At 75.2% G+C, this 19,186-nt stretch carries 18 protein-coding genes; 6 read left to right on the forward strand and 12 right to left on the reverse strand.

The genetic code is table 11. The annotated features are described in order from the left end of the window. Positions 1–25 precede the first annotated feature (25 nt). From EV188_RS23475 to EV188_RS23485, 3 genes are read left to right on the forward strand one after another with little or no spacing between them, the layout of a single operon-like run. The gene (locus tag EV188_RS23475) at positions 26–1,075 is read left to right on the forward strand and encodes a Bug family tripartite tricarboxylate transporter substrate binding protein (RefSeq protein WP_133828734.1); all 1,050 of its coding nucleotides are present in this window, start codon (positions 26–28) and stop codon (positions 1,073–1,075) included. Then, positions 1,076–1,612 (forward strand): tripartite tricarboxylate transporter TctB family protein, encoded by a 537-nt coding sequence (locus EV188_RS23480; RefSeq protein ID WP_133828735.1) that lies wholly within the window; start codon positions 1,076–1,078, stop codon positions 1,610–1,612. It abuts the gene before it with no gap. Continuing rightward, the gene (locus tag EV188_RS23485) at positions 1,609–3,126 is read left to right on the forward strand and encodes a tripartite tricarboxylate transporter permease (RefSeq protein WP_133828736.1); all 1,518 of its coding nucleotides are present in this window, start codon (positions 1,609–1,611) and stop codon (positions 3,124–3,126) included. Before EV188_RS23480 ends, EV188_RS23485 begins: the two co-directional genes overlap by 4 nt. Here the strand turns inward: EV188_RS23485 and EV188_RS23490 are convergent. From EV188_RS23490 to EV188_RS23500, 3 genes are all read right to left on the reverse strand, one after another. Continuing rightward, positions 3,123–4,163, reverse strand: a complete 1,041-nt coding sequence (locus EV188_RS23490) for an Atu2307/SP_0267 family LLM class monooxygenase (protein ID WP_133828737.1) — start codon at positions 4,161–4,163, stop codon at positions 3,123–3,125. The genes EV188_RS23485 and EV188_RS23490 overlap by 4 nt on opposite strands. Further along, on the reverse strand, positions 4,160–6,001 hold the full coding sequence (htpG, locus tag EV188_RS23495) for a molecular chaperone HtpG (protein ID WP_133828738.1): 1,842 nt from the start codon (positions 5,999–6,001) through the stop codon (positions 4,160–4,162). The genes EV188_RS23490 and htpG overlap by 4 nt, the downstream gene beginning before the upstream one ends. An 85-nt stretch (positions 6,002–6,086) precedes the next feature. Beyond that, the gene (locus tag EV188_RS23500; RefSeq protein WP_133828739.1) at positions 6,087–6,488 is read right to left on the reverse strand and encodes a DUF7715 family protein; all 402 of its coding nucleotides are present in this window, start codon (positions 6,486–6,488) and stop codon (positions 6,087–6,089) included. A 310-nt stretch (positions 6,489–6,798) separates the two neighbouring features. Here EV188_RS23500 and EV188_RS23505 point away from each other — a divergent pair, with 310 nt between their 5' ends. Next, a complete protein-coding gene (locus tag EV188_RS23505) occupies positions 6,799–7,698 on the forward strand; it encodes an endonuclease domain-containing protein (RefSeq protein ID WP_133828740.1) in 900 nt (299 codons plus the stop codon). Between the two features lie 28 nt (positions 7,699–7,726). Here EV188_RS23505 and EV188_RS23510 read toward each other — a convergent pair whose 3' ends face one another. From EV188_RS23510 to EV188_RS23525, 4 genes are all read right to left on the reverse strand, one after another. Beyond that, positions 7,727–8,128 (reverse strand): hypothetical protein, encoded by a 402-nt coding sequence (locus EV188_RS23510; RefSeq protein ID WP_133828741.1) that lies wholly within the window; start codon positions 8,126–8,128, stop codon positions 7,727–7,729. Next, positions 8,121–9,557, reverse strand: coding sequence for a multicopper oxidase family protein (locus EV188_RS23515; RefSeq protein ID WP_133828742.1), 1,437 nt, complete (start codon positions 9,555–9,557; stop codon positions 8,121–8,123). Before EV188_RS23515 ends, EV188_RS23510 begins: the two co-directional genes overlap by 8 nt. Positions 9,558–9,623: 66 nt before the next feature. Next, the gene (locus tag EV188_RS23520) at positions 9,624–10,295 is read right to left on the reverse strand and encodes a response regulator (protein WP_133828743.1); all 672 of its coding nucleotides are present in this window, start codon (positions 10,293–10,295) and stop codon (positions 9,624–9,626) included. Beyond that, a complete protein-coding gene (locus EV188_RS23525; RefSeq protein ID WP_133828744.1) occupies positions 10,292–11,386 on the reverse strand; it encodes a sensor histidine kinase in 1,095 nt (364 codons plus the stop codon). Before EV188_RS23525 ends, EV188_RS23520 begins: the two co-directional genes overlap by 4 nt. Positions 11,387–11,533: 147 nt before the next feature. Between EV188_RS23525 and ilvA the strand changes: the two genes are divergently transcribed. After that, on the forward strand, positions 11,534–12,808 hold the full coding sequence (ilvA, locus tag EV188_RS23530) for a threonine ammonia-lyase IlvA (protein ID WP_133828745.1): 1,275 nt from the start codon (positions 11,534–11,536) through the stop codon (positions 12,806–12,808). A gap of 10 nt (positions 12,809–12,818) precedes the next feature. Here ilvA and EV188_RS23535 read toward each other — a convergent pair whose 3' ends face one another. The 5 genes from EV188_RS23535 to EV188_RS23555 form a co-directional block, all read right to left on the reverse strand. Next, the gene (locus EV188_RS23535; protein ID WP_133828746.1) at positions 12,819–13,331 is read right to left on the reverse strand and encodes a GNAT family N-acetyltransferase; all 513 of its coding nucleotides are present in this window, start codon (positions 13,329–13,331) and stop codon (positions 12,819–12,821) included. Positions 13,332–13,335: 4 nt separating this feature from the next. After that, a complete protein-coding gene (locus tag EV188_RS23540) occupies positions 13,336–14,550 on the reverse strand; it encodes an MFS transporter (RefSeq protein WP_243741942.1) in 1,215 nt (404 codons plus the stop codon). A gap of 64 nt (positions 14,551–14,614) precedes the next feature. Continuing rightward, on the reverse strand, positions 14,615–16,519 hold the full coding sequence (locus tag EV188_RS23545) for a cytochrome c oxidase assembly protein (RefSeq protein WP_133828747.1): 1,905 nt from the start codon (positions 16,517–16,519) through the stop codon (positions 14,615–14,617). Then, a complete protein-coding gene (locus tag EV188_RS23550) occupies positions 16,516–16,956 on the reverse strand; it encodes a hypothetical protein (RefSeq protein WP_133828748.1) in 441 nt (146 codons plus the stop codon). The genes EV188_RS23545 and EV188_RS23550 overlap by 4 nt, the downstream gene beginning before the upstream one ends. 164 nt (positions 16,957–17,120) lie before the next feature. Further along, the gene (locus EV188_RS23555; protein ID WP_243741943.1) at positions 17,121–18,101 is read right to left on the reverse strand and encodes an RDD family protein; all 981 of its coding nucleotides are present in this window, start codon (positions 18,099–18,101) and stop codon (positions 17,121–17,123) included. A gap of 77 nt (positions 18,102–18,178) precedes the next feature. On the opposite strand from EV188_RS23555, the gene EV188_RS23560 reads away from it, so the two are divergent. After that, positions 18,179–19,186 (forward strand): stage II sporulation protein M, encoded by a 1,008-nt coding sequence (locus EV188_RS23560; protein ID WP_133828749.1) that lies wholly within the window; start codon positions 18,179–18,181, stop codon positions 19,184–19,186.

A 19,186-nucleotide genomic window follows, 5' to 3' on the forward strand; every position in this document is an offset into this window, starting at 1 on the left:
GTGTCGTTGACCCCAGGAGCGGCGCATGGAGCGATCGACGACGACCGCACCGCCGGACCCGACCGCCGACACTCCCCCGCCCACCCCGTGGCGCCGCGGGCCCGCGGTCGCCGTGCTCGGCGTGGTCCTGGCCGCGCTGCTGCTGGTCCCGCCCGCGGTCGGGGCGCTGACCGGCGGTGGCGACGGGACGCAGCTCAAGGGCCTGCGGATGATGGTGCCCAACAGCCCCGGCGGCGGCTACGACGTCACCGCGCGGGCGGCGGCCCAGGCGATGGAGGACAGCGGGCTGTCGGGACCGGTCGAGGTGTTCAACCTCCCGGGCGCGGGCGGCACCGTCGGGCTGAACCGCACCGTCAACGAGGCCGGCGACGGGCGCCTGCTGATGTCGATGGGGCTCGGCGTCGTCGGCAGCGTCTACTCCAACGAGTCCGCGACGACCCTGCGCGACGTCACCCCGATCGCCCGGGTGACCGAGGAGACCGAGGTCGTGGTCGTCGGGCGCGACTCGCCCTTCGCCGACATCGGGCAGTTCCTCGCCGCGTGGCGCGCGAACCCGGGGTCGGTGCCGGTCGGCGGCGGGTCGTCGGTCGGCGGCCCGGACCACCTCGCGCCTATGCTCATGGCGCGCGGCGCCGGCGTCGACCCCCGCGCGGTGACCTACGTGCCCTACGACGGCGGCGGCGAGCTCATGGCCGCGGTGCTGGGCGACAAGGTCGGCGTCGGGGTCAGCGGGCTCGGCGAGTTCGCCGACCAGATCGAGTCCGGCGACCTGCGCGTGCTCGCGGTGACGGCCGGGACGCGGGTGCCGGGCGTGGACGCGCCCACGCTGCGCGAGGCCGGCGTCGACGTCGAGTTCACCAACTGGCGCGGGATCGTCGCGCCGCCCGGCCTCTCCGGCGAGCAGCGCGCCGAGCTGGTCGGCGCCCTGGACGCGCTGCACGCGACGCCGGAGTGGCGCGACGTGCTCGCCCGCAACGGCTGGCAGGACGCCTACCTCCCCGGGGACGCCTTCGGCGCGTTCCTGGCCGACGAGGACACCCGGGTCGCCGGCGTGCTCCGGGAACTGGGGCTGTAGATGACCGCTCCTGCTCGCTCGTGGTGGCGCGCGCACTCCGAGCTCGGCGTCTCGGCGCTCCTGGCCCTGGTCGGCGTGCTGGTGCTGGTCGACACCGTCGCCGAGGGCGGGCTGTCGGGCGGCGAGGACGACGACCCGATCGGGCCTGGCGCGGTCCCGCTGATCCTTGGCGCCGCCCTGCTCGTGCTCGCCGTGCTGCTGACGATCGACGTGCTGCGCGGCGGGCACGGCGAGGCCGAGGCCGGCGAGGACGTCGACCTCGACGCGCCGATGGACCTGCGCACGGTGGGGATGCTCGCCGGGGTGCTCATCGCCACCGCGGTGCTCATCCCGCTGCTCGGCTGGCCGATCGCGGGGACGCTGCTCTTCGCCGGCGCGGCCTACGCCCTGGGCTCGCGGACCGTCGTCCGGGACATCGCCGTGGCCGCGGCCGTCTCGCTGGTCACGTGGATCGCCTTCGACGGGCTGCTCGGCGTGGACCTGCCCGGCGGGCCGCTCATGGGGCCACTCTCTTCTCTGATGGGAGCAGCCGGGTGAACGACTTCGGCCTGCTCGACGGGTTCGCCTCCGCGCTCACCCCCACCCACCTGCTCTTCGCCGCGATCGGTGTCCTGCTCGGCACCGCGATCGGCGTGCTGCCCGGCATCGGCCCGGCCATGGCCGTCGCGCTGCTGCTCCCGGTCACGTACGCCTTCGAGCCCACCGGCGCGTTCATCATGTTCGCCGGCATCTACTTCGGGGCGATGTTCGGCGGTTCGACGACGTCGATCCTGCTCAACACCCCCGGCGAGAGCGCCTCGGTGATGGCCGCGATCGAGGGCAACCCGATGGCCAAGCAGGGCCGCGGCGCGCAGGCCCTGGCCACCGCGGCGATCGGGCACTTCGTCGGCGGGATGATCGGCGTCCTGGGCCTGGTGCTGCTCGCGCCGCTGATCGCCGCCGTCGCGGTGGACATCGGCGCCCCGGACTACTTCGCGATCATGGTGCTCGCGTTCGTCGCCGTGACCGGCGTGCTCGGCTCGTCGCGGATCCGGGGGTTCGCGTCGCTGGTCCTCGGGCTGACGATCGGGATGGTCGGGCTCGACCCGATCACCGGCTCCCCGCGCCTGACGTTCGGCGTGCCCCAGCTCGCCGACGGCATCGACGTCGTCATCGTCGCGGTCGGGCTGTTCGCGGTCGGCGAGGCGCTGTGGGTCGCGGCGCACCTGCGCCGCAAGCCCCCGGAGGTCATCCCCGTCGGGCGGCCCTGGCTCGGGCGCGAGGACGTGAAGCGGGCCTGGCGGCCGTGGCTGCGCGGCCCGTTCATCGGCTTCACCTTCGGCTCGATCCCCGCCGGCGGCGCCGAGATGTCGACCTTCATGGCGTACGTGACCGAGCGGCGGCTCTCGAAGCGCCGCGACGAGTTCGGGCACGGGGCAATCGAGGGCGTTGCGGGCCCGGAGTCGGCGGCGAGCGCGTCGTCGGCCGGGACGCTCGCGACGATGCTGACCCTCGGCCTGCCGACCACGGCCATCGCCGCGGTGATGCTCGCGGCGTTCCAGCAGTTCGGCATCCAGCCGGGGCCGCTGCTCTTCGAGCGCGAGCCGGACCTGGTGTGGACGCTGATCGCGAGCCTGTTCATCGGCCTGGTCCTGCTGCTCCTCCTCAACCTGCCGCTCGCGCCGGCGTGGGCGCAGCTGCTGCGCATCCCGCGGCCCTACCTCTACGCCGGCATCCTGTTCTTCGCCTGCGTCGGGGCGTACGCCGTGTCCGGGCAGCCCGTCGACCTCGTCGTGCTGCTCGTCATCGGCGCGATCGGGTTCGGGATGCGCCGCTTCGGGCTCCCGGTGCTGCCCGCGATCATCGGCGTGATCCTCGGGCCCGACGCCGAGCTGCAGCTGCGGCGCGCGCTGCAGATCAGCGACGGCGACGTGACGACGTTGGTGTCGACGCCGTTGTCGATCGCCGTCTACGTGATCATCGTGCTGTTGTTCGTGGTGCCGCTGGTGCTGCGTCTGCGGCGATCCCGGCGCGCGCCGTCCTCCGAGGAGCGCGAGTCCGAGTCGGTCTAACCTTTGTCCACGAGCGGCGCGACCTCGGTGCCGAGCAGCTCGATCGAGTGCAGCAGATCCTCGTGCGCGAGACGCGGGTTGGTCATCTGCAGGTTGATCCGCTCGACGCCGCCGAGCTGCTCGGAGACCCGCAGGACCTTCTCGGCCACCGTCCGCGGGTCGCCCACGAAGAACGCGCCGTCGGGTCCGCGCATGGCGTCGAACGCGCGGCGCGACGGCGGCATGCCGCCCCGCTCGGCGGCGACCTGCGTGAACATCTCCTGCCAGCCCGGGTAGAACGCGTTGGTGGCCTTGGCGACGTCGTCGCCGAGGAACCCGAAGCAGTGCAGCCCGACGCGCAGCGCCTCCGGCGGGTGGCCGGCGTGCTCGCCCGCGCGCCGGTAGAGGTCGACCAGCGGCGCGAACTGCCGCGGCTCGCCGCCGATGATCGCGATCATGAGCGGCAGCCCGAGCAGCCCGGCCCGCGCGAACGACTCGGGCGTGCCGCCGACCCCGACCCAGATCGGCAGCCGCTCCTGGCTCGGCCGCGGGTAGACGGGCTGGTCGGTCAGCGCCGGGCGGTGCTTCCCCGACCACGTCACCGTCGGCGACTCGTTGATCCTGAGCAGCAGGTCGAGCTTCTCCTCGAAGAGCTCGTCGTAGTCCTCGAACCGCAGGCCGAACAGCGGGAACGCCTCGGTGAACGACCCGCGCCCGACGACGAGGTCGACCCGGCCCCGCGAGATCAGGTCGATCGTCGCGAACTCCTGGAACACGCGCACCGGGTCGGCGGCCGAGAGCACGGTGACGGCGCTGCGCAGCCGGATGTTCTCGGTGCGCGCCGCCGCGGCCGCGAGGATCACCGGCGGTGCCGCGTCGAAGTACTCGCTGCGGTGGTGCTCGCCGATGCCGTAGGAGTGCAGGCCGACGCGGTCCGCGAGCGCGATCTCGTCGAGGAGGTGCTCGAAGCGCTCCTCGGGGCCGATCACCCGCTCGGTGTGCGGGTCGGTGGTGCGGGCGACGAAGCTGTCGACGCCCAGCAGGACGGGCTCGCTCACAGCGTCTTCTGCAGACGCTCGGCCAGCGTGTTGACGAACGTCGTCGGCTCCTTGAGCTCGCCGCCCTCGGCCAGCAGCGCCATGCCGTAGAGCAGGCGCGCGACGTCGGGGTCGGCGTCACCGGCGCCCTGCTTGTCGCGCAGGCCGCTGACGAGCGCGTGCCCGGGGTTGAGCTCGAGGATCCGCTTGGTCACCGGCGGCTCCTGGCCCATCGCCCGGTACATCTTCTCCAGGGTCGGCGAGAGGTCGCCCGGGTCGCCGACGAGGCAGGCCGGCGAGCTCGTCAGGCGCGTCGAGAGCCGCACCTCCTTGACGTCGTCGGCGAGCTCGGTGCCCATCCAGGTCAGGAGGTCGTCGAAGCCCTCGGGCTTGTCCTCGTCGCCGCCGAGGTCGACGTCGCCCTTGGCGATCGAGGCCATCGGGGTGCCGTCGAACTCGCTGACGGCGTCGGTCCAGACCTCGTCGACCTGGTCGGTGAGCAGCAGGACCTCGAAGCCCTTGGCGCGGAACGCCTCGATGTGCGGGGAGTTCTCGATGCTCGCGCGGGAGGCGCCGGTGAGGTAGTAGATCGACTCCTGGCCCTCGGGCATGCGCTCCTTGTAGGCCTTCAGCGTGGTGTTCTCGTCCGGCGAGTGGGTGGACGGGAACGCGCTGGCGCCGAGGATCGCCTGCTGGTTGTCCGGGTCGGTGAGCAGGCCCTCCTTGAAGGCCCGGCCGAGCTCGGTCCAGAACGTGCGGTACGTCTCCGGCTCGTTCTCCTGCAGCGCGGAGATCGTCTGGAGCACCTTGCGGACGAGGCGCTTGCGGATCGCCTGGATCTGGCGGTCCTGCTGGAGGATCTCGCGGGAGACGTTGAGCGAGAGGTCGGCGGCGTCGACGACGCCCTTGACGAAGCGCAGGTACTCGGGGACGAGCGCCTCGCAGTCGTCCATGACGAAGACGCGCTTGACGTAGAGCTGCACGCCGCGGCGGGCCTCGCGCATGAACAGGTCCATCGGCGCGTGCGCCGGCAGGAACAGCAGGCCCTGGTACTCGAACGTGCCCTCGCCGGAGAGCCGCATGGTCTCCAGCGGCTCCTGCCAGTCGTGGCTGACGTGGCGGTAGAACTCGGTGAGCTCCTGGTCGGTGACCTCGGACTTCGGCCGGGCCCACAGCGCCTTGCGGGAGTTGATGGGCTCTTCCGGCGCGTCCCCGTCGGTGACCAGACGGATGGGCCAGGTGATGAAGTCCGAGTAGCGCTTGACGATGCGCCGGACCGTCTCGGGCTGCGCGTAGTCGTGGAGGCTGTCCTCCGCGTCCTCGGGCTTGAGGTGCAGCGTGATCGCCGTGCCCTGCGGGGCGTCCGCGACCGGCTCGAGGGTGTAGGTGCCCTCGCCGGTGGACTCCCAGTGCACGCCCTCGTCGCTGCCGGCCTTGCGGGTCACCATCTCGACCTTGTCGGCGACCATGAAGCTCGAGTAGAAGCCGATGCCGAACTGGCCGATGAGGTCCTCGGCGTTCTCGTCCTGCGCGTCCTTCATCTGGGCGAGCATCTCGGCGGTGCCCGACTTCGCGATCGTGCCGATCAGCTCGACGACCTCGTCGCGGGTCATGCCGATGCCGTTGTCGCGGACGACCAGCGTGCGGGCCTCGGCGTCCTGCTCCAGCTCGATGCGCAGGTCCGACGTGTCGACCTCGAGATCCTTGTCCTGGTAGGACGCGAGCCGCAGCTTGTCCAGCGCGTCCGACCCGTTGGAGATCAGCTCCCGGAGGAAGACGTCCTTGTCGGAGTAGATCGAGTGGATCATCAACTGCAGCAGCTGACGGGCCTCGGCCTGGAACTCGATCGTCTCGCTCATACGTCCTCTCCCGCGGTGGGTCGTGCCGTGCCCGTCGAGGATATCGGCCGCGCGTGACGGGCCGGATGGCCCAGCCGTCCGGGCATCACGCCGCCGGGAGCTCGCCCGGCAGGGCGCGGACGTGCAGGAGGTCGAGGCGCCGCTCGACGATCGTGCCCACCGGCCAGCCGGCCACGTACTCGGCGAGGTCGTCGGCCTCGTCCGTCGAGCAGCAGGCGCACGGGTCCCATCCCTGGGCCTGCAAGGAGGACCGGATCGCCTCGACGTACTCCGGCCGGGTGAGGGGCACCTCGGCGACCCGCGCCGTCGTGGTCGCCCGGTGCGAGTTCAGGCCGCCGAACCCGCGCCCGCACCCGCAGCCCCCGTCCGGGTCGTCCCGGTCCTTCCGGCAGACCTCGCCGACGCGGACGAGCTCGCCCTCCGTGGCCCAGTGGTAGTCGTTCGCTCGTGCGCCCTGGGTCTCGGCAGTCGCCACCAGCACCTTCATCGCGGTCTCCCTCGTCCGTGCCGTGGTACGAGGGATAGCAGCGACCACCGACAACGCCGGCCGTGCTGCTGTCCGCGGGTCTCGGATGGGCCGGCGACCCGGGACCGGGCGTCCGTCGGTGCGCGCTCCATCGCCCGCCGTCGTGGGACGGGCCAGAACGCGAGGTCCTCGGCAGACCCGCGCTCGACCCGCACCATCATCGCTCCAGGTGCTCCGTCGACCACATGTCACGTGGTCGACGGAGCACCCGGGCGGATCACGGCCGCGAGGTCGGTGGATCCGAGAGACACACCGCTGCGTCGAACCCTGTGTGGACACCGAGAACGAACTCGCCGCCCTCCTGCGCCGGCAGGACGGCGTGCTCACCCGCGCCCAGGCCGTGGCGTGCGGTCTCACCCGCAGGGCGATCGACCATCGCCTCGCCCGAGGTCTCTGGACCCTGCTGTGGCCGCGCGTCTACCTGTCGTCGGCGCACACGCTCGGTCCGCGGGCCCGGGTGCGGGCGGCGTCCCTCTGGCTCGGCCCGACGGCCACCTTGATCGGCGCCGGGGCGGCGTGGTGGTGGAAGCTGCTCGACGAGCCGCCCGCGGTCCTGCGCTTCGCCGTGCCGCCGACGCGACGGGTGCGCTCCCGCGGCGGCGTGGAGGTGGTGCGCCGGGTCCTCGTGGGGTGGGGTGCGACGGTGTCGGGCGTGCGCGTGGTACCGAAGGCGTACGCGGTGGTCGACGCCGCCGCGGAGCTCGGACTGCGGCGCGGCGCCGAGATCATGGACCGGGCCCTGCTCTCGCGCCGCGTGACCCTCGACGACCTCCGGCGCGCGCACCGCAGCCGGCTCGGACGCCCGGGCTCGGCGACCGTCGCCCGGCTCCTCGCGCTCGCCGCGGGCGGGGCCCGCTCCGAGGCCGAGCGCCGCGCGCACCGGCTCCTGCGTGACGCGGGCGTCACCGGCTGGCTCGCCGACCATCGCGTCGCGGTGCCCGGGTACGGGGTGGCGGTCCTCGACATCGCCTTCCCCGCCGCGCGCGTGGTCGTCGAGGTCGACGGCTGGGCCTACCACCGCGACCTGCCGGCGTTCCGCCGCGACCACGCGCGCCAGAACGCGCTCGTCCTCGCGGGATGGACGGTGCTGCGCGTGGACTGGCACGCCCTGGAGGCCGACCCGGCCGGGGTGCTCGCGACGATCACGTCGGCGACGGCTGCGGCGGCATGATCGCTCCAGGTGCTCCGTCGACCACGTGTCACGGGGTCTGCGGAGCACCCGGAGCGATCACCGGCCGACGGGCGCGCACCGCCCACCACGCCAGCCCCACCGCCGCCGCGACGATCGCCACGCCGAGCGGCACGTGCACCGCGAGGACGCCGACGTACCCCAGCGCCACCTGCGCGGTCGCGGCGACGACGAGCCCCGCCGCGACCGCGATCGGCCAGGGCGACAGCCGCCCCGGGCGCCAGGCGAGCACGGCGGCGGGCACCTGGATCATCGCGACGAGCAGCAGCGTGCCGCCGACCGCCTGGTGCACCGCCAGCCCGGCCTCCGACGCCTGCAGCAGCGCGCCGGCCGCGACCGGTTGGGCGACGGCCATCGCCGCGTGCAGCACCGTGACGACCCGGAACGCGCCGACCGTCGGTCCCTCACCCATGAGCGTGGCCGACCATCGCGGCAGGCCGCTGACCAGCCCCGACGACGAGGAACTGGAGCATCATCCCGTCGTCCTCGTGGCGGAGCATGTGGCAATGGATCATGTACGGCACCTCCGGGTCGGCGTACGGACCCACGCGCACCAGCACCCGCACGGTCTGCCCCGGCGGGACGGGCACCGTGTCCTTCCACGCCCGCTCCCCCGGCGCGATCACCTGCAGCCGGGCGTCGTGCACGTGGATGTTGTGCGGCAGCGTGTGCCGGTTGACGAGCTCCCAGATCTCGGTGGCGCCGGGCTCGAGCACCTCGTCGACGCGGCTCATGTCCATCGCCCGCCCGTTGATGCGGTTGTTCGACAGCTCGAAGCGGCGGACCCGGGGCGAGACGCCGGAGGACAGCGGGACCTCCCGCGACAGCACCGCCGGCACCGGGGAAGACGCCTCGAGCCGGTCGGCGGGACGCAGTTCGAGCAGGTCCAGGGTGTCGGCGCCGCCCGCAGCGGTCGCGATCCCGTTGACCGCGCCGAGGTCGTCGGGCACCGAGCGCACCATCACCCGCCGGCCCGGCGCGACGTCCACGACGATCTCGGCCCGCTCCCCCGGCGTGAGCGCGACGTCGGGCACCACGTGCGGCGACGGGAGCAGGCCGCCGTCGGTGCCGACGAGGGTCATCGGGGCGTCCACGGCGAGCCGGTAGCTGCGCGCCGGCGACGCGTTCAGCACCCGCAGGCGCACCCGGGTGGTGCGCACGTCGAGGTACGGCGCGACCGTGCCGTTGACCAGCACCGTGTCCCCGAGCAGGCCGACCGCGTTGCGGTGCGCGGTGTCGAAGCTCCCGTCCGGGCCGAAGCTGCGGTCGGTGAGGATCACGGGGACGTCGTCGAGGCCGTAGCGGTCGGGCAGGTCGACGGGCACGTCGTCGTCGACGAGGAGGAGCCCGGCGAGGCCGCGGTGCACGTGCCGTTCGGTCGCCCCGTGCGGGTGCGGGTGGTACCAGAGCGTCGCCGCGGGCTGGTCGACGCGCCAGCGTGCCTCCCAGGTCTCCCCCGGCGCGATCGGCTGGTGGGGCCCGCCGTCCATGCGGGCGGGCAGGGTCATGCCGTGCCAGTGGGTGGTCGTGGTCTCGGGCAGGCGGTTGGTGACCCGGACGACGACCTCCTCGCCGCGCCGGGCCCGGATCGTCGGTCCGCCGAACGGCATGCCGCCGTAGCCCCAGGTCGGTGTCGTGGGGCCGTCGAGGAAGGCGCTCTCGCCCGGCGCGGCGGTCAGCTCGACGACGCCGTCGCGCACCGGGGCGAGCGGCGGGATCGCGAGAGGACGCTGCGCGGGCCGGCGGACCACCGGCGGCGCGCCGGACGAGCACGCGGCGAGCGCGGTGAGGGCGCCGGCGGCGAGCGTCGCGCCGAGGAAGCGGCGCCGGGAGAGGGTCACGGCGCCGAGCGTCGCGAGCCGCGGTCCCTCGGGTCGTCGTCGCGGCGACGTGTCCCCGGCGTACGCCTACGGGCGTAGGAGCCCTGAGGGCACGCACACCCCGGACTCGTAGGCGATGACCACGAGGGTCGCCCGGTCGCGCGCGTCGAGCTTGGTGAGCAGGCGGCCCACGTGCGTGCGGGCGGTGGCGGCGCTGATGACGAGGCGCGCCGCGATCTCGTCGTTGGTCAGCCCGGCGCCGACCAGGGCGAGCACCTCGCGCTCCCGGGGCGTGAGGACCTTCAGGCGGGTCGCGCCGGCGAGGGGCTGCGGGCGGGCGGCGAACTCGGCGATGAGCCGTCGGGTCACGGCCGGGGCGAGCAGCGCGTCGCCGCGGGCCACGAGGGCGATGGCGCGCACGAGGTCGGCGGGCTCGGCGTCCTTGAGCAGGAAGCCGGCCGCGCCCGCGCGCAGGGCGCGGTAGACGTACTCGTCGAGGTCGAAGGTCGTCAGGACCAGCACGGCCGTGGCCGCGAGCGCGGGGTCCGCGACGATCGTCTCGAGCGCCGCGAGGCCGTCGACGCCGGGCATCCGCACGTCCATCACGACCACGTCGGGCCGGGTCTCGCGGACGAGCGCGACGGCCTCGGCGCCGTCCGCGGCCTCGCCCACGACCGCGAACCCGTCCTCGGTCTCCAGCAGCACCCGCAGGCCGGCGCGGACGAGCTGCTGGTCGTCGGCCAGGACGACCCGGATCACCGCGGCACCGGCAGGGCCGCCTCGACGACGACCCCGGAGGGTCCGGGCACCACCGCCGAGCGCCCGCCCAACGCGGCGGCGTGCTCGGCGAGGCCGCGCAGGCCGTGGCCCGGGGTCACCTCGCCGGCGGGCCCGCCGTCGTCGGCGACCCGGATCCGCACCTCGCCGCCGTCGTGCTCGAGGTCGACGACGACATGACGTGCCCGGCGGGCGTGGCGCACGGCGTTGGTGACGGCCTCGCGCACGATCCGGAACGCGGCGCCGTCGACGGCGGGGTCGGGGCGGCCGGCGCACCCCCGCACCTCGACCTCCACCCCCGCGAGCCCGGCCACGCGAGCGACCTCGTCGAGGCGGTGCAGCCCCGGGGTCTCGCCCGGGTCGGCGTCGCGGAGCACGCCGAGGACGTTCCGCAGCTCGGCGAGCGCGGCGCTGCTGGCCTGCTTGATCTCGAGCAGCGCCGCCACGGCCTGCTCCGGGCGCCGGTCGGCGACGTGCGCGCCGACGCCGGCCTGGACCGCGATCATCGCGAGGCTGTGCGAGACGACGTCGTGCACCTCGCGGGCCACCCGCAGCCGCTCCTGCTCGACGCGACGGCGCGCCTGCTCCTCGGCCCGCTCGACCGCCGCGGTCTGCGCTCGCCGCAGGCCCCCGACCGCGACGCCGACCGCGACCGTCACGACGATCCACATCACGTGCTCGCGCGCCCCCGCGACGCTGCCGCCGCTGATGACCCGCTCCAGCCCGACCCACGCCACGAACAGCACGACCCCGACGGCGACCGAGCGGTGCCAGCTCAGGCGGCTGGCGACGGTGTACATCGCGAGCGCGACCATGAGCGAGGTCGGGCCGTCGGGGTAGCCGAGCCAGTAGTACGGCGCGACCGCCGCGAGGGTCAGCGCGAGCACCGTCAGCGGTGCCCGGCGCCGCCACACCAGGACGAGCGCGGCCGCGGCGATGAGCAGTGCGCCGCCGGGCCACCACGGGCGGTCGGCGGGCATCGCCGAGACGGCCGCGCCGGCCAGGCAGCCCGCGCCGAGCAGTGCGGCGACGGCGACGTCCGCGTGCGCGGGCCGTCGGACATCCGGGGTCACCCCGGTGACGCTAGGGAGCGGCCGGGGCCGTGTCGTCAGCGTCGGGACGTACGCGACCCGGGGATCCCTCGGGGTCACGCCGGTGCGCGGTCCCGGGGGCACCTACCATCGACGGATCACCCAAGCTGGACGAGGAGCGGGACACCCATGGCGCGCGACGGCGGTACGACGTTCGAGAAGCAGGTCCTCGAGGCGTCGGAGCGTCTGGGCGGTATTGCCGAGCGGACCCCGCTGCAGCGCAATCCCCGCCTGTCCGGCGCCACGGGCACCCAGGTGTGGTTCAAGCGCGAGGACCTCCAGGTCGGGCGCTCCTACAAGCTGCGCGGCGCCTACAACCTCATCAGCCAGCTCGACGACGACGCCCGTGCCGCCGGCGTGGTGTGCGCGAGCGCCGGCAACCACGCCCAGGGCTTCGCGTTCGCCTGCGCGGCGCACCGGGTCCGCGGCCGCGTCGTCATCCCGTCGACGACCCCGCGCCAGAAGCGCGAGCGGATCGTCGCCCTCGGCGGCGAGATGATCGACCTGGTGGTCGACGGCGACACCTACGACGAGTCCTCGGCCGCCGCCACGCGCTGGTCCGAGGAGACGGGCGCGACGCTCGTCCCGGCCTTCGACGACACCCGCACCGTGGCCGGCCAGGCGACGGTCGTGGCCGAGATCGTCGACCAGCTCGGCGAGGCCCCCGACACCATCGTCGTCCCGGTCGGCGGCGGCGGCCTGCTCGCCGGCACCGCGACCTGGCTGCAGGCCACCCACCCCCGCACCCGCGTCATCGGCGTCGAGCCCGCCGGCGCGCGCAACGTCGCCGCGGCCCTGCACGCCGGCAGCCCGGTGATGCTCGACGAGCACGGGTTCGACCGCTTCGTCGACGGCGCCGCGGTGCGCAAGGCGGGCGCCGTGACCTACCCGCTGATCCGCCGCTCGGGCGCCGAGCTCGTCGCCGTCGACGAGGGCCTGGTCTGCACCGAGATGCTCGCGCTGTACCAGACCGACGGCATCATCGCCGAGCCCGCGGGCGCGCTGGCCGGTGCGGCGATCCGCCCCGACGGGCCGGGCCTGGACCTCGTGCCGGGCGAGACCGTGGTCGTCGTCCTCTCCGGCGGCAACAACGACGTCTCGCGCTACGCCGAGGTCATCGAGCGCTCGCTGCGCTTCCAGGGCCTCAAGCACTACTTCCTCGTCGACTTCCCCCAAGAGCCCGGCGCGCTGCGCCGCTTCCTCGACGAGGTCCTCGGGCCCGACGACGACATCACGCGCTTCGAGTACGTGAAGAAGGACAACCGCGAGTCCGGGCCGGCGCTCGTCGGTGTCGAGATCGGCTCGCGCGACGACCTGGAGCCGCTCCTGGAGCGGATGGCGCGCTCGCCCCTGGAGATCGAGGCGCTGGAGCCGGGGTCGGCGGGGTTCCGCTTCCTGGTCTGAGGAGCGCCGTCTAGAGGGGGCGCGCCCACGGCGTGGCCGGCGCCGACCACCCGGGGCCCTGGTACGGCTCGCCGTCGGCGTGCCAGCCGCGGCGGGCGTAGAACCTCTGGGCGCCCGTGTTCGCGGTGTAGACCCAGAGGGTCGCCCGGCTGAAGCCCGCCGCCGCGAGGTGCGCGACGCCCGCATCGTGCAGCGCGCTGCCCGCGCCGGTGCCGATCACCGCGGGGTCGAGGTAGAGCGTGTAGAGCACCGCCGTGCCGTCGTCGGACGGCTCCGGCTCGCGCGGTGGGCCGACGACGCAGTAGCCCATCACCCGGCCCCGCTCGTCGTCGGCGACGAACACCGCCATCGGCTCCGGCGCCGCGATCGCACCGCGCCGGACCTCGGCGATCTCCCCCGCGTCGAGGGCGTCGAGGCGCTCGTCGTCGACGATGCCGCGGTAGGCGTGCCGCCAGCCCGCGACGGTGATCTCACCGATGCGCTCGGCGTCGGCGTCGACCGCGCGGCGGATGGTCCAGCCCACGCCGTCAGTCTCCCGGGCCCGCCGCGGCCCGGGCCGCCGTGACGCGCTCCGGCTCCGGTTCGGACGCCACGGGCGTGACACCGATCGCCGCGAGCGGCGCCAGGGCCACCACGGCGAAGCCGACCGCGTAGCTCGAGACGCCGATCAGGGCGCCCAGAGCCGGCGGGGCGATCGTGGCGACGATGTTCTGGGTGGTGTTCTGCACGCCGAGCGCCCGACCCGACCAGCTCGAGCCGGCGATCTCCGCGGTGGCGGTGAAGGCGAGGCCGTTGTCGGCGACGGTGATCACCGACCCGGCGGCGATCCCGGCGACGGCGATCAGCCCGAGGGTGAGGTCGCCGAGGGCGAACACGAGCAGCACCGCGGCGCTGGCCACGGCGAGCTGGCGCATCGGGCGCAGGCGCGAGCCCACGCGGTCGGACCACCAGCCGCTCGCGATGCGCCCGCCGGCCCCGGCGATCTGCGCGCCCGCGACGAAGACGCCCGCGACGCCCGGCGACCAGCCCTGCTCGCGCACGAGGTACTCCAGGGAGAACGCCGACACCGCGAACTGCGGCAGCACGAGCAGCGCGCTCGCCGCGTGCACCCGGGGCAGGACCGGGCTGCGGTACGGCGAGGCCGGTGGGGCCTCGCCCGGCGCGCGCGGGACGCGCGGCGGGTCGGCGGCGACGAGCACCACGACCACCGCGCACACGAGGCAGGCGAGCGCGGGCCACCCGAGGGCAGGCAGCGGGCCCTCGCGCGCCGCGAGGGTCGGCAGCACGAGCCCGGCGAAGGCGACCCCGAGCGGCTGCGCGGTCTGGCGGATCCCCATGGCGAGGCCGCGCTCGTCGACGTCGAACCAGCCCATGATCAGGCGCCCGCTCGCGGCGTTGACCGACGCCGCACCGACGCCGGCGAACACGAGCAGCGCGACGGTGGTCGTCAGCGAGGGCGGCGCGAGGAGGGCGAGAACCCCGGTCACCGCGCCGCAGGCGCCCAGCCCGACGGCCATCGGGAGGCGCTCGCCGACCCGGTCGACGACGGCGCCCCACGCGATCAGCGCCATGAGCAGGCCGAGCGTCGGGGCCGCGACGACGATCCCGACCGCCGCGAGCGACAGGCCGCGCTCGTCGCGCAGGCTCGGCACGAGGAAGGGGACGCCGTACACCATCGCGGACGCGGCCGTCTGCGCCGCGACGCCGGCGGCGAGGACGGCCCAGCGTCGACGGGATCGCACGGCTCCCTGTTCTACGCCTCCGGCGCCCACGTCGCAGGAAATCCGTCCCACATCGTGAGACGACTCAGCGTGACGTCAGTCCCACGAGCAGGTCGGCACGGCGGTCGGCGTCCTCGGCGCGGGAGTGGTGCGACCACCCGACCAGCACCGCGAGCACCGCGGCCAGCAGCGGCAGGTCGCCCAGGAGCCAGGCCAGGACGCCGGCGAGGTGCTGGTCGGCGAGCAGGTCCGGCGCCCAGGGCAGGCGCAGGCGCACGAAGAAGTCGTCGACGAAGATCTGCCCGCTCCCCCCGTCCGCCGGCAGCACCGGGGTGCGCGACACCGGGTGGTCGGCCGCGAGCAGCGCCAGCCCGACCAGCGCGTGCACCGGCATCGACGCGATGAGGAACGTCAGGCGCGCGATCGGGGGCAGGCCGGGACCGTCCGCGGGCCCGGCGACCAGCGGGCCGAGGAACAGCACCCCGACCAGCAGGAACCACAGCGTCATCAGCGGCTGCAGCCAGCCCAGCGGTTGGGTCAGCGAGAACACGGGCGTGAGGTAGAGCAGCGCCGGCGAGCCGACGACGAGCACGAGCGCCACGGCCGGATGGCTCGCAACGCGCAGGGTCGGCGCGGCGAGGAGGTGCTCGAGCCAGTCCGCCGGGCCCTCCCGACCGCCCGACTCGGGCAGCGTCCGGCGCGCGAGCACGATCGGCGCCCCGAGCGCCCAGAGCAGCGGGACCGCGGTGGCGACCAGCATGTGTCCCGCGATGTGGACGCTGAGCACGGCGGGCCCGTAGCGCCCCAGTCCGGACGAGGTGGCGACGACGAGCAGCGCGCACCCGGCGAACCACGCCACCGAGCGCCCCACCGGCCAGCGCGCGCCCTCGCGGGCGAGCCGGCGCAGCCCGGCGGCGTAGAGGCCGGCGAGCACGATCGCCAGGGTCAGCGTGACGAGCTCCGGGCGCCAGGACGTCGCGAGCACGGCGGGCGTCGGGGGCGCCGCGAGCCCGTAGCCGAGCAGGGCGGTCGGGGTGCTCGTCGCGCCGGGCGCCTGCACCGGCGGTACCGCACGCGTCGCGACCGCGGACAGGCCCACGACGACCGTGAGCAGCGCGAGCTCGACCGGCCACGCGGTGCGGCCGCGGCGCCGCCGCCACAGCACCCCGCCGGCGACGACGCCCAGCGCAGCGCCGAGCAGGACGAGGACGGTCCAGTCGACGCCGGCGCCGGGCCCGCCCGGACCGCTCAGGGCGACGACGGCGGCCACGGCCCCGGAGGCGACCGTGACGGCGCCCGCGGCCGTGCCGATGCGGGCGGCGCGCCACCACGCGCGCCCGTCGCCGCGCACGACGGCGAGCACCCCGAGCGTGCCGAGCCAGACGGCGGCGGCCACGACGTGGAACGCGGTGCTCGACAGCGCGAGGTCGCGGCCCACCCCGTCGGCAGCGTGCCCGGTCGCCACCGGCACCAGCAGCGTCGCCACGGCGAGCGCGAGCACGCCCGCCCCGCCGCTCCAGCGCCGCACCTCGCCGGCGGCGACGGCCGTCGCGGCCCCCAGCACGGCCGCGACCAGCCAGCCGACGGGCTCACCGCGCGCGAGCATCGTCGTCACGAGGTCGGGGCCGAGCGGGACCCGCCCGCCCGCCGAGTCGGCGAGCGTCGCGGGCACCGACAGCGCCGCCCCCGCCCCGCCGACCCACGCCGCCCACCGGGCGACGCCGAGCGCCTGCTGCCCGGTCGGTGTGAACGCGGTGGTGCCCGGCGCCGGGGTGGCGACCACCAGCGCGACCAGCAGCCCGCCGACCGTCGCGGCAGCGGCGAGGTCGACGACCGTGCGCAGCGCCGGCACGAGGACGCGCACGAGCACGCCCGGGTCGGCGAGGCCCAGCTCGGGATAGCCGACCGGGCCGCGCACGAGCACGGCGCCGACCGCGACGACCAGACCCAGCAGCACCGCGGCGCCGGCGAGCGACGCGCGGTGTCTCACGGGTCGATCTCGCTCGGGTAGCGGGCGCGGTACTCGTCGAGGTGCTGGGACTTGCAGACGTGCTGTTCCTTCTCGTTCTGCGCCTGGCGCATGCACTCGTCGAGCGTGCGGACGCCGCCCGTCTCCAGGTAGGTGACGGCGCCGGCGAGGGTGCTCCACTCCACGGCGACCGCGATCACGACGGCGACGAGCCCCAGCGCGAGCCCCGCGAGCGGCCCGCGGCGCGAGAGATCACGGCCCCGCAGGCGTGCGAAGGCCACCAGTGCGACGGCCACCGCGACCAGCCCGAGGGCGAGGCCGCCCCACCCCGTCCACGCGCTGACCAGCGCCATCGCGCCCAGGACGGGAGCGGCGACGACGATCCCGGGCCGGCGGGACGCCGGCTCCTCCGACGCGTCGGCGTCGGCGGCCGGGGTCGCGGCGGGTTCCGGGGGCACGGCCCGATCGTGGCAAGGGGCGGGGTCGCGCCCGGCGCCGGGGGTGGGGCCGTCTCCGGTCGGTGTCCGGAACGTGCACCGGTGTCCGAGCTCTTCGGTGGACATGCTTCGGATTCCGAAGCATCTCGCTCAGAGCGAACCGGTCCTCGTGGCTCGTCGCGCTCTCAGCCCGGGGGCGCGAAGCCCGAGGACGGCTCCGACGAACCGGACGGCGCCGGGGACTCCACGGGGGCGGCGGACCACGGCGTCGGGGACGGCGGCGGTGTCCCCGCGCCCGTCCCGTGCCACGGCGACGCCACCGCCCGCGCCGGGGCAGGCGCGGGGCCGGGGTTCGGGGCCGAGCCGTACGGGGCCGCAGGCCCGGACCCCGGAGCCCCGCCCCACGGCGAGCCGCCGAGCCGGGCCGTCTCGCGGCGGCGGCGCTCCCCCAGCACCGCGAGCAGGTACGCCTCGGGTGGCGTGCCGGGCGGCGGGGGTGGGGCGACGCGGGCGGCGACGTCGGCCGCGAGCCGGCCGCCGAGCTGGGCGCGCATCGGCGGGGCGAGCTGCCCCGCGCGCACGAGGAACTGGCGGGCGGCGAGCGCGAGGTCGTCGGGGAGATCCGCGAGCTCGCAGCGCTGCGCCCAGGCGGCGAGGCGGGGGTCGGGCGGCGGGAGGCCGGGCAGGCCCGTGCGTGGCAGGCGCTCGCGGACGACGATCGTGCCGGCGAGCAGGTCGCCGATCCGCTGGCCGCGCGCGGTGCTCGCGGACACGACGATGCCGATCACGCCGGTGAAGAACGAGAGCAGCCCGAAGTCGACGATGAAGCCGGCGAGCGCGCGGGCCAGGGCGTGGCGGAAGACGATCGGCCCGCCGTCGGTGCGGACCACGCGCAGGCCCATCGCGTACTTGCCCGGCGAGCGGCCGCGGGTCAGCGTCTCCCAGAGCAGCGGGTACCCGACGAACACCCCGACGGTGATCGCCAGACCCACCGCGGCGGTGAGCGCGTCGTCGACCTCGGCCCCGAGCAGCTCGGTCACCAGCAGCACCGCGAACAGCAGCGCGAGCATGATCAGCGCGTCGAGGGCGAAGCCGAGCGCGCGGCTGGGCAGGCGGGCGGTGCGCACGTCGAGCTCGACGGCCTCGCCGATCACCACCCGGTCCACGGCGCCATCGTGCCAGCGCCCGTCGGGGCCCCGTGGGAGGGACGAGGCGGGAAGGATCAGTGGGAGGATCGGCGACCGTGGACGTCGACGCGTACGTGGCCGCGCACCGGCCCGAGTGGGACCGCCTCGCGGACCTGCTCGACCGCCGCCGGTGGACGGGCGCGGAGGTCGACGAGGCGGTGGCGCTCTACGAGCGCACGGCCACCCACCTCTCGGTCGTGCGCTCCACGTCGCCCGACCCGGCGCTGGTCGCTCGGCTCTCGACGCTCGTCGCGCGCGCCCGCACCGCGATCACCGGCTCGACCACGGCGTCGTGGCGCGACCTCACGCGGTTCGCAACGATCGGCTTCGCCGTGGCGCTCGCCGCGTCGTGGCGGTGGTGGCTGACGACGCTGGCGGTGTGCTCGGTGGTCATGGTGGTCGTCGGGGTGTGGGTCGCCCGCTCCCCCGACGTGCAGGCCGCGCTCCTGCCGCCGGAGGAGACACGCCGGCTGGTGGAAGAGGACTTCGCGTCGTACTACAGCTCCGACCCGGCCTCGTCGTTCGCCGCCCGGGTGTGGACCAACAACGCCTGGATCGCCGCGATCTGCCTGGTCACCGGCGTGCTGATGCTGCCGGTGCTCTGGGTGATGCTCCAGAACGTCGTCAACATCGGGGTGTCGGGCGGCATCCTCGCCGCCAACGGGCGCGCCGACCTGTTCTTCGGGCTGATCACCCCGCACGGCCTCCTCGAGCTCACGGCCCTCTTCGTCGCGGCCGGGGCGGGGCTGCGGCTGGGCTGGTCGTGGGTGGACCCGGGCCCGCTGTCCCGGACCGAGTCGCTCGCGCGGCAGGGGCGCACGACGGTGGGCATGGCGCTCGGCGTCGCGGTCCTGCTGGCGATCTCGGGGGTGATCGAGGCGTTCGTGACGCCGTCGGGGCTGCCGACCTGGGCCCGCATCGGCATCGGGGTGCTCGCCGAGCTCGGCTTCGCAGCCTACGTGCTCTGGGGCGTGGTCCTCGTGCGGCGCCACGGGGCCACCGCGCCGGCGCTCGCCGACCTCGCCGCCGACCGGCGCGGCGCCGCGCTCCCGGCGGCGGGCTGA

Source organism: Actinomycetospora succinea (genome assembly GCF_004363095.1).
GTDB classification, from domain to species: domain Bacteria; phylum Actinomycetota; class Actinomycetes; order Mycobacteriales; family Pseudonocardiaceae; genus Actinomycetospora; species Actinomycetospora succinea.

What these genes read in the sequence shown, in the direction of transcription:
- EV188_RS23475 (WP_133828734.1), top strand. Translation starts at nt 26, where the DNA reads ATGGAGCGATCGACGACGACCGCACCGCCGGACCCGACCGCCGACACT.
- EV188_RS23480 (WP_133828735.1), top strand. Translation starts at nt 1,076, where the DNA reads ATGACCGCTCCTGCTCGCTCGTGGTGGCGCGCGCACTCCGAGCTCGGC.
- htpG (WP_133828738.1), bottom strand. Translation starts at nt 6,001, where the DNA reads ATGAGCGAGACGATCGAGTTCCAGGCCGAGGCCCGTCAGCTGCTGCAG.
- EV188_RS23500 (WP_133828739.1), bottom strand. Translation starts at nt 6,488, where the DNA reads ATGAAGGTGCTGGTGGCGACTGCCGAGACCCAGGGCGCACGAGCGAAC.
- EV188_RS23510 (WP_133828741.1), bottom strand. Translation starts at nt 8,128, where the DNA reads ATGGGTGAGGGACCGACGGTCGGCGCGTTCCGGGTCGTCACGGTGCTG.
- ilvA (WP_133828745.1), top strand. Translation starts at nt 11,534, where the DNA reads ATGGCGCGCGACGGCGGTACGACGTTCGAGAAGCAGGTCCTCGAGGCG.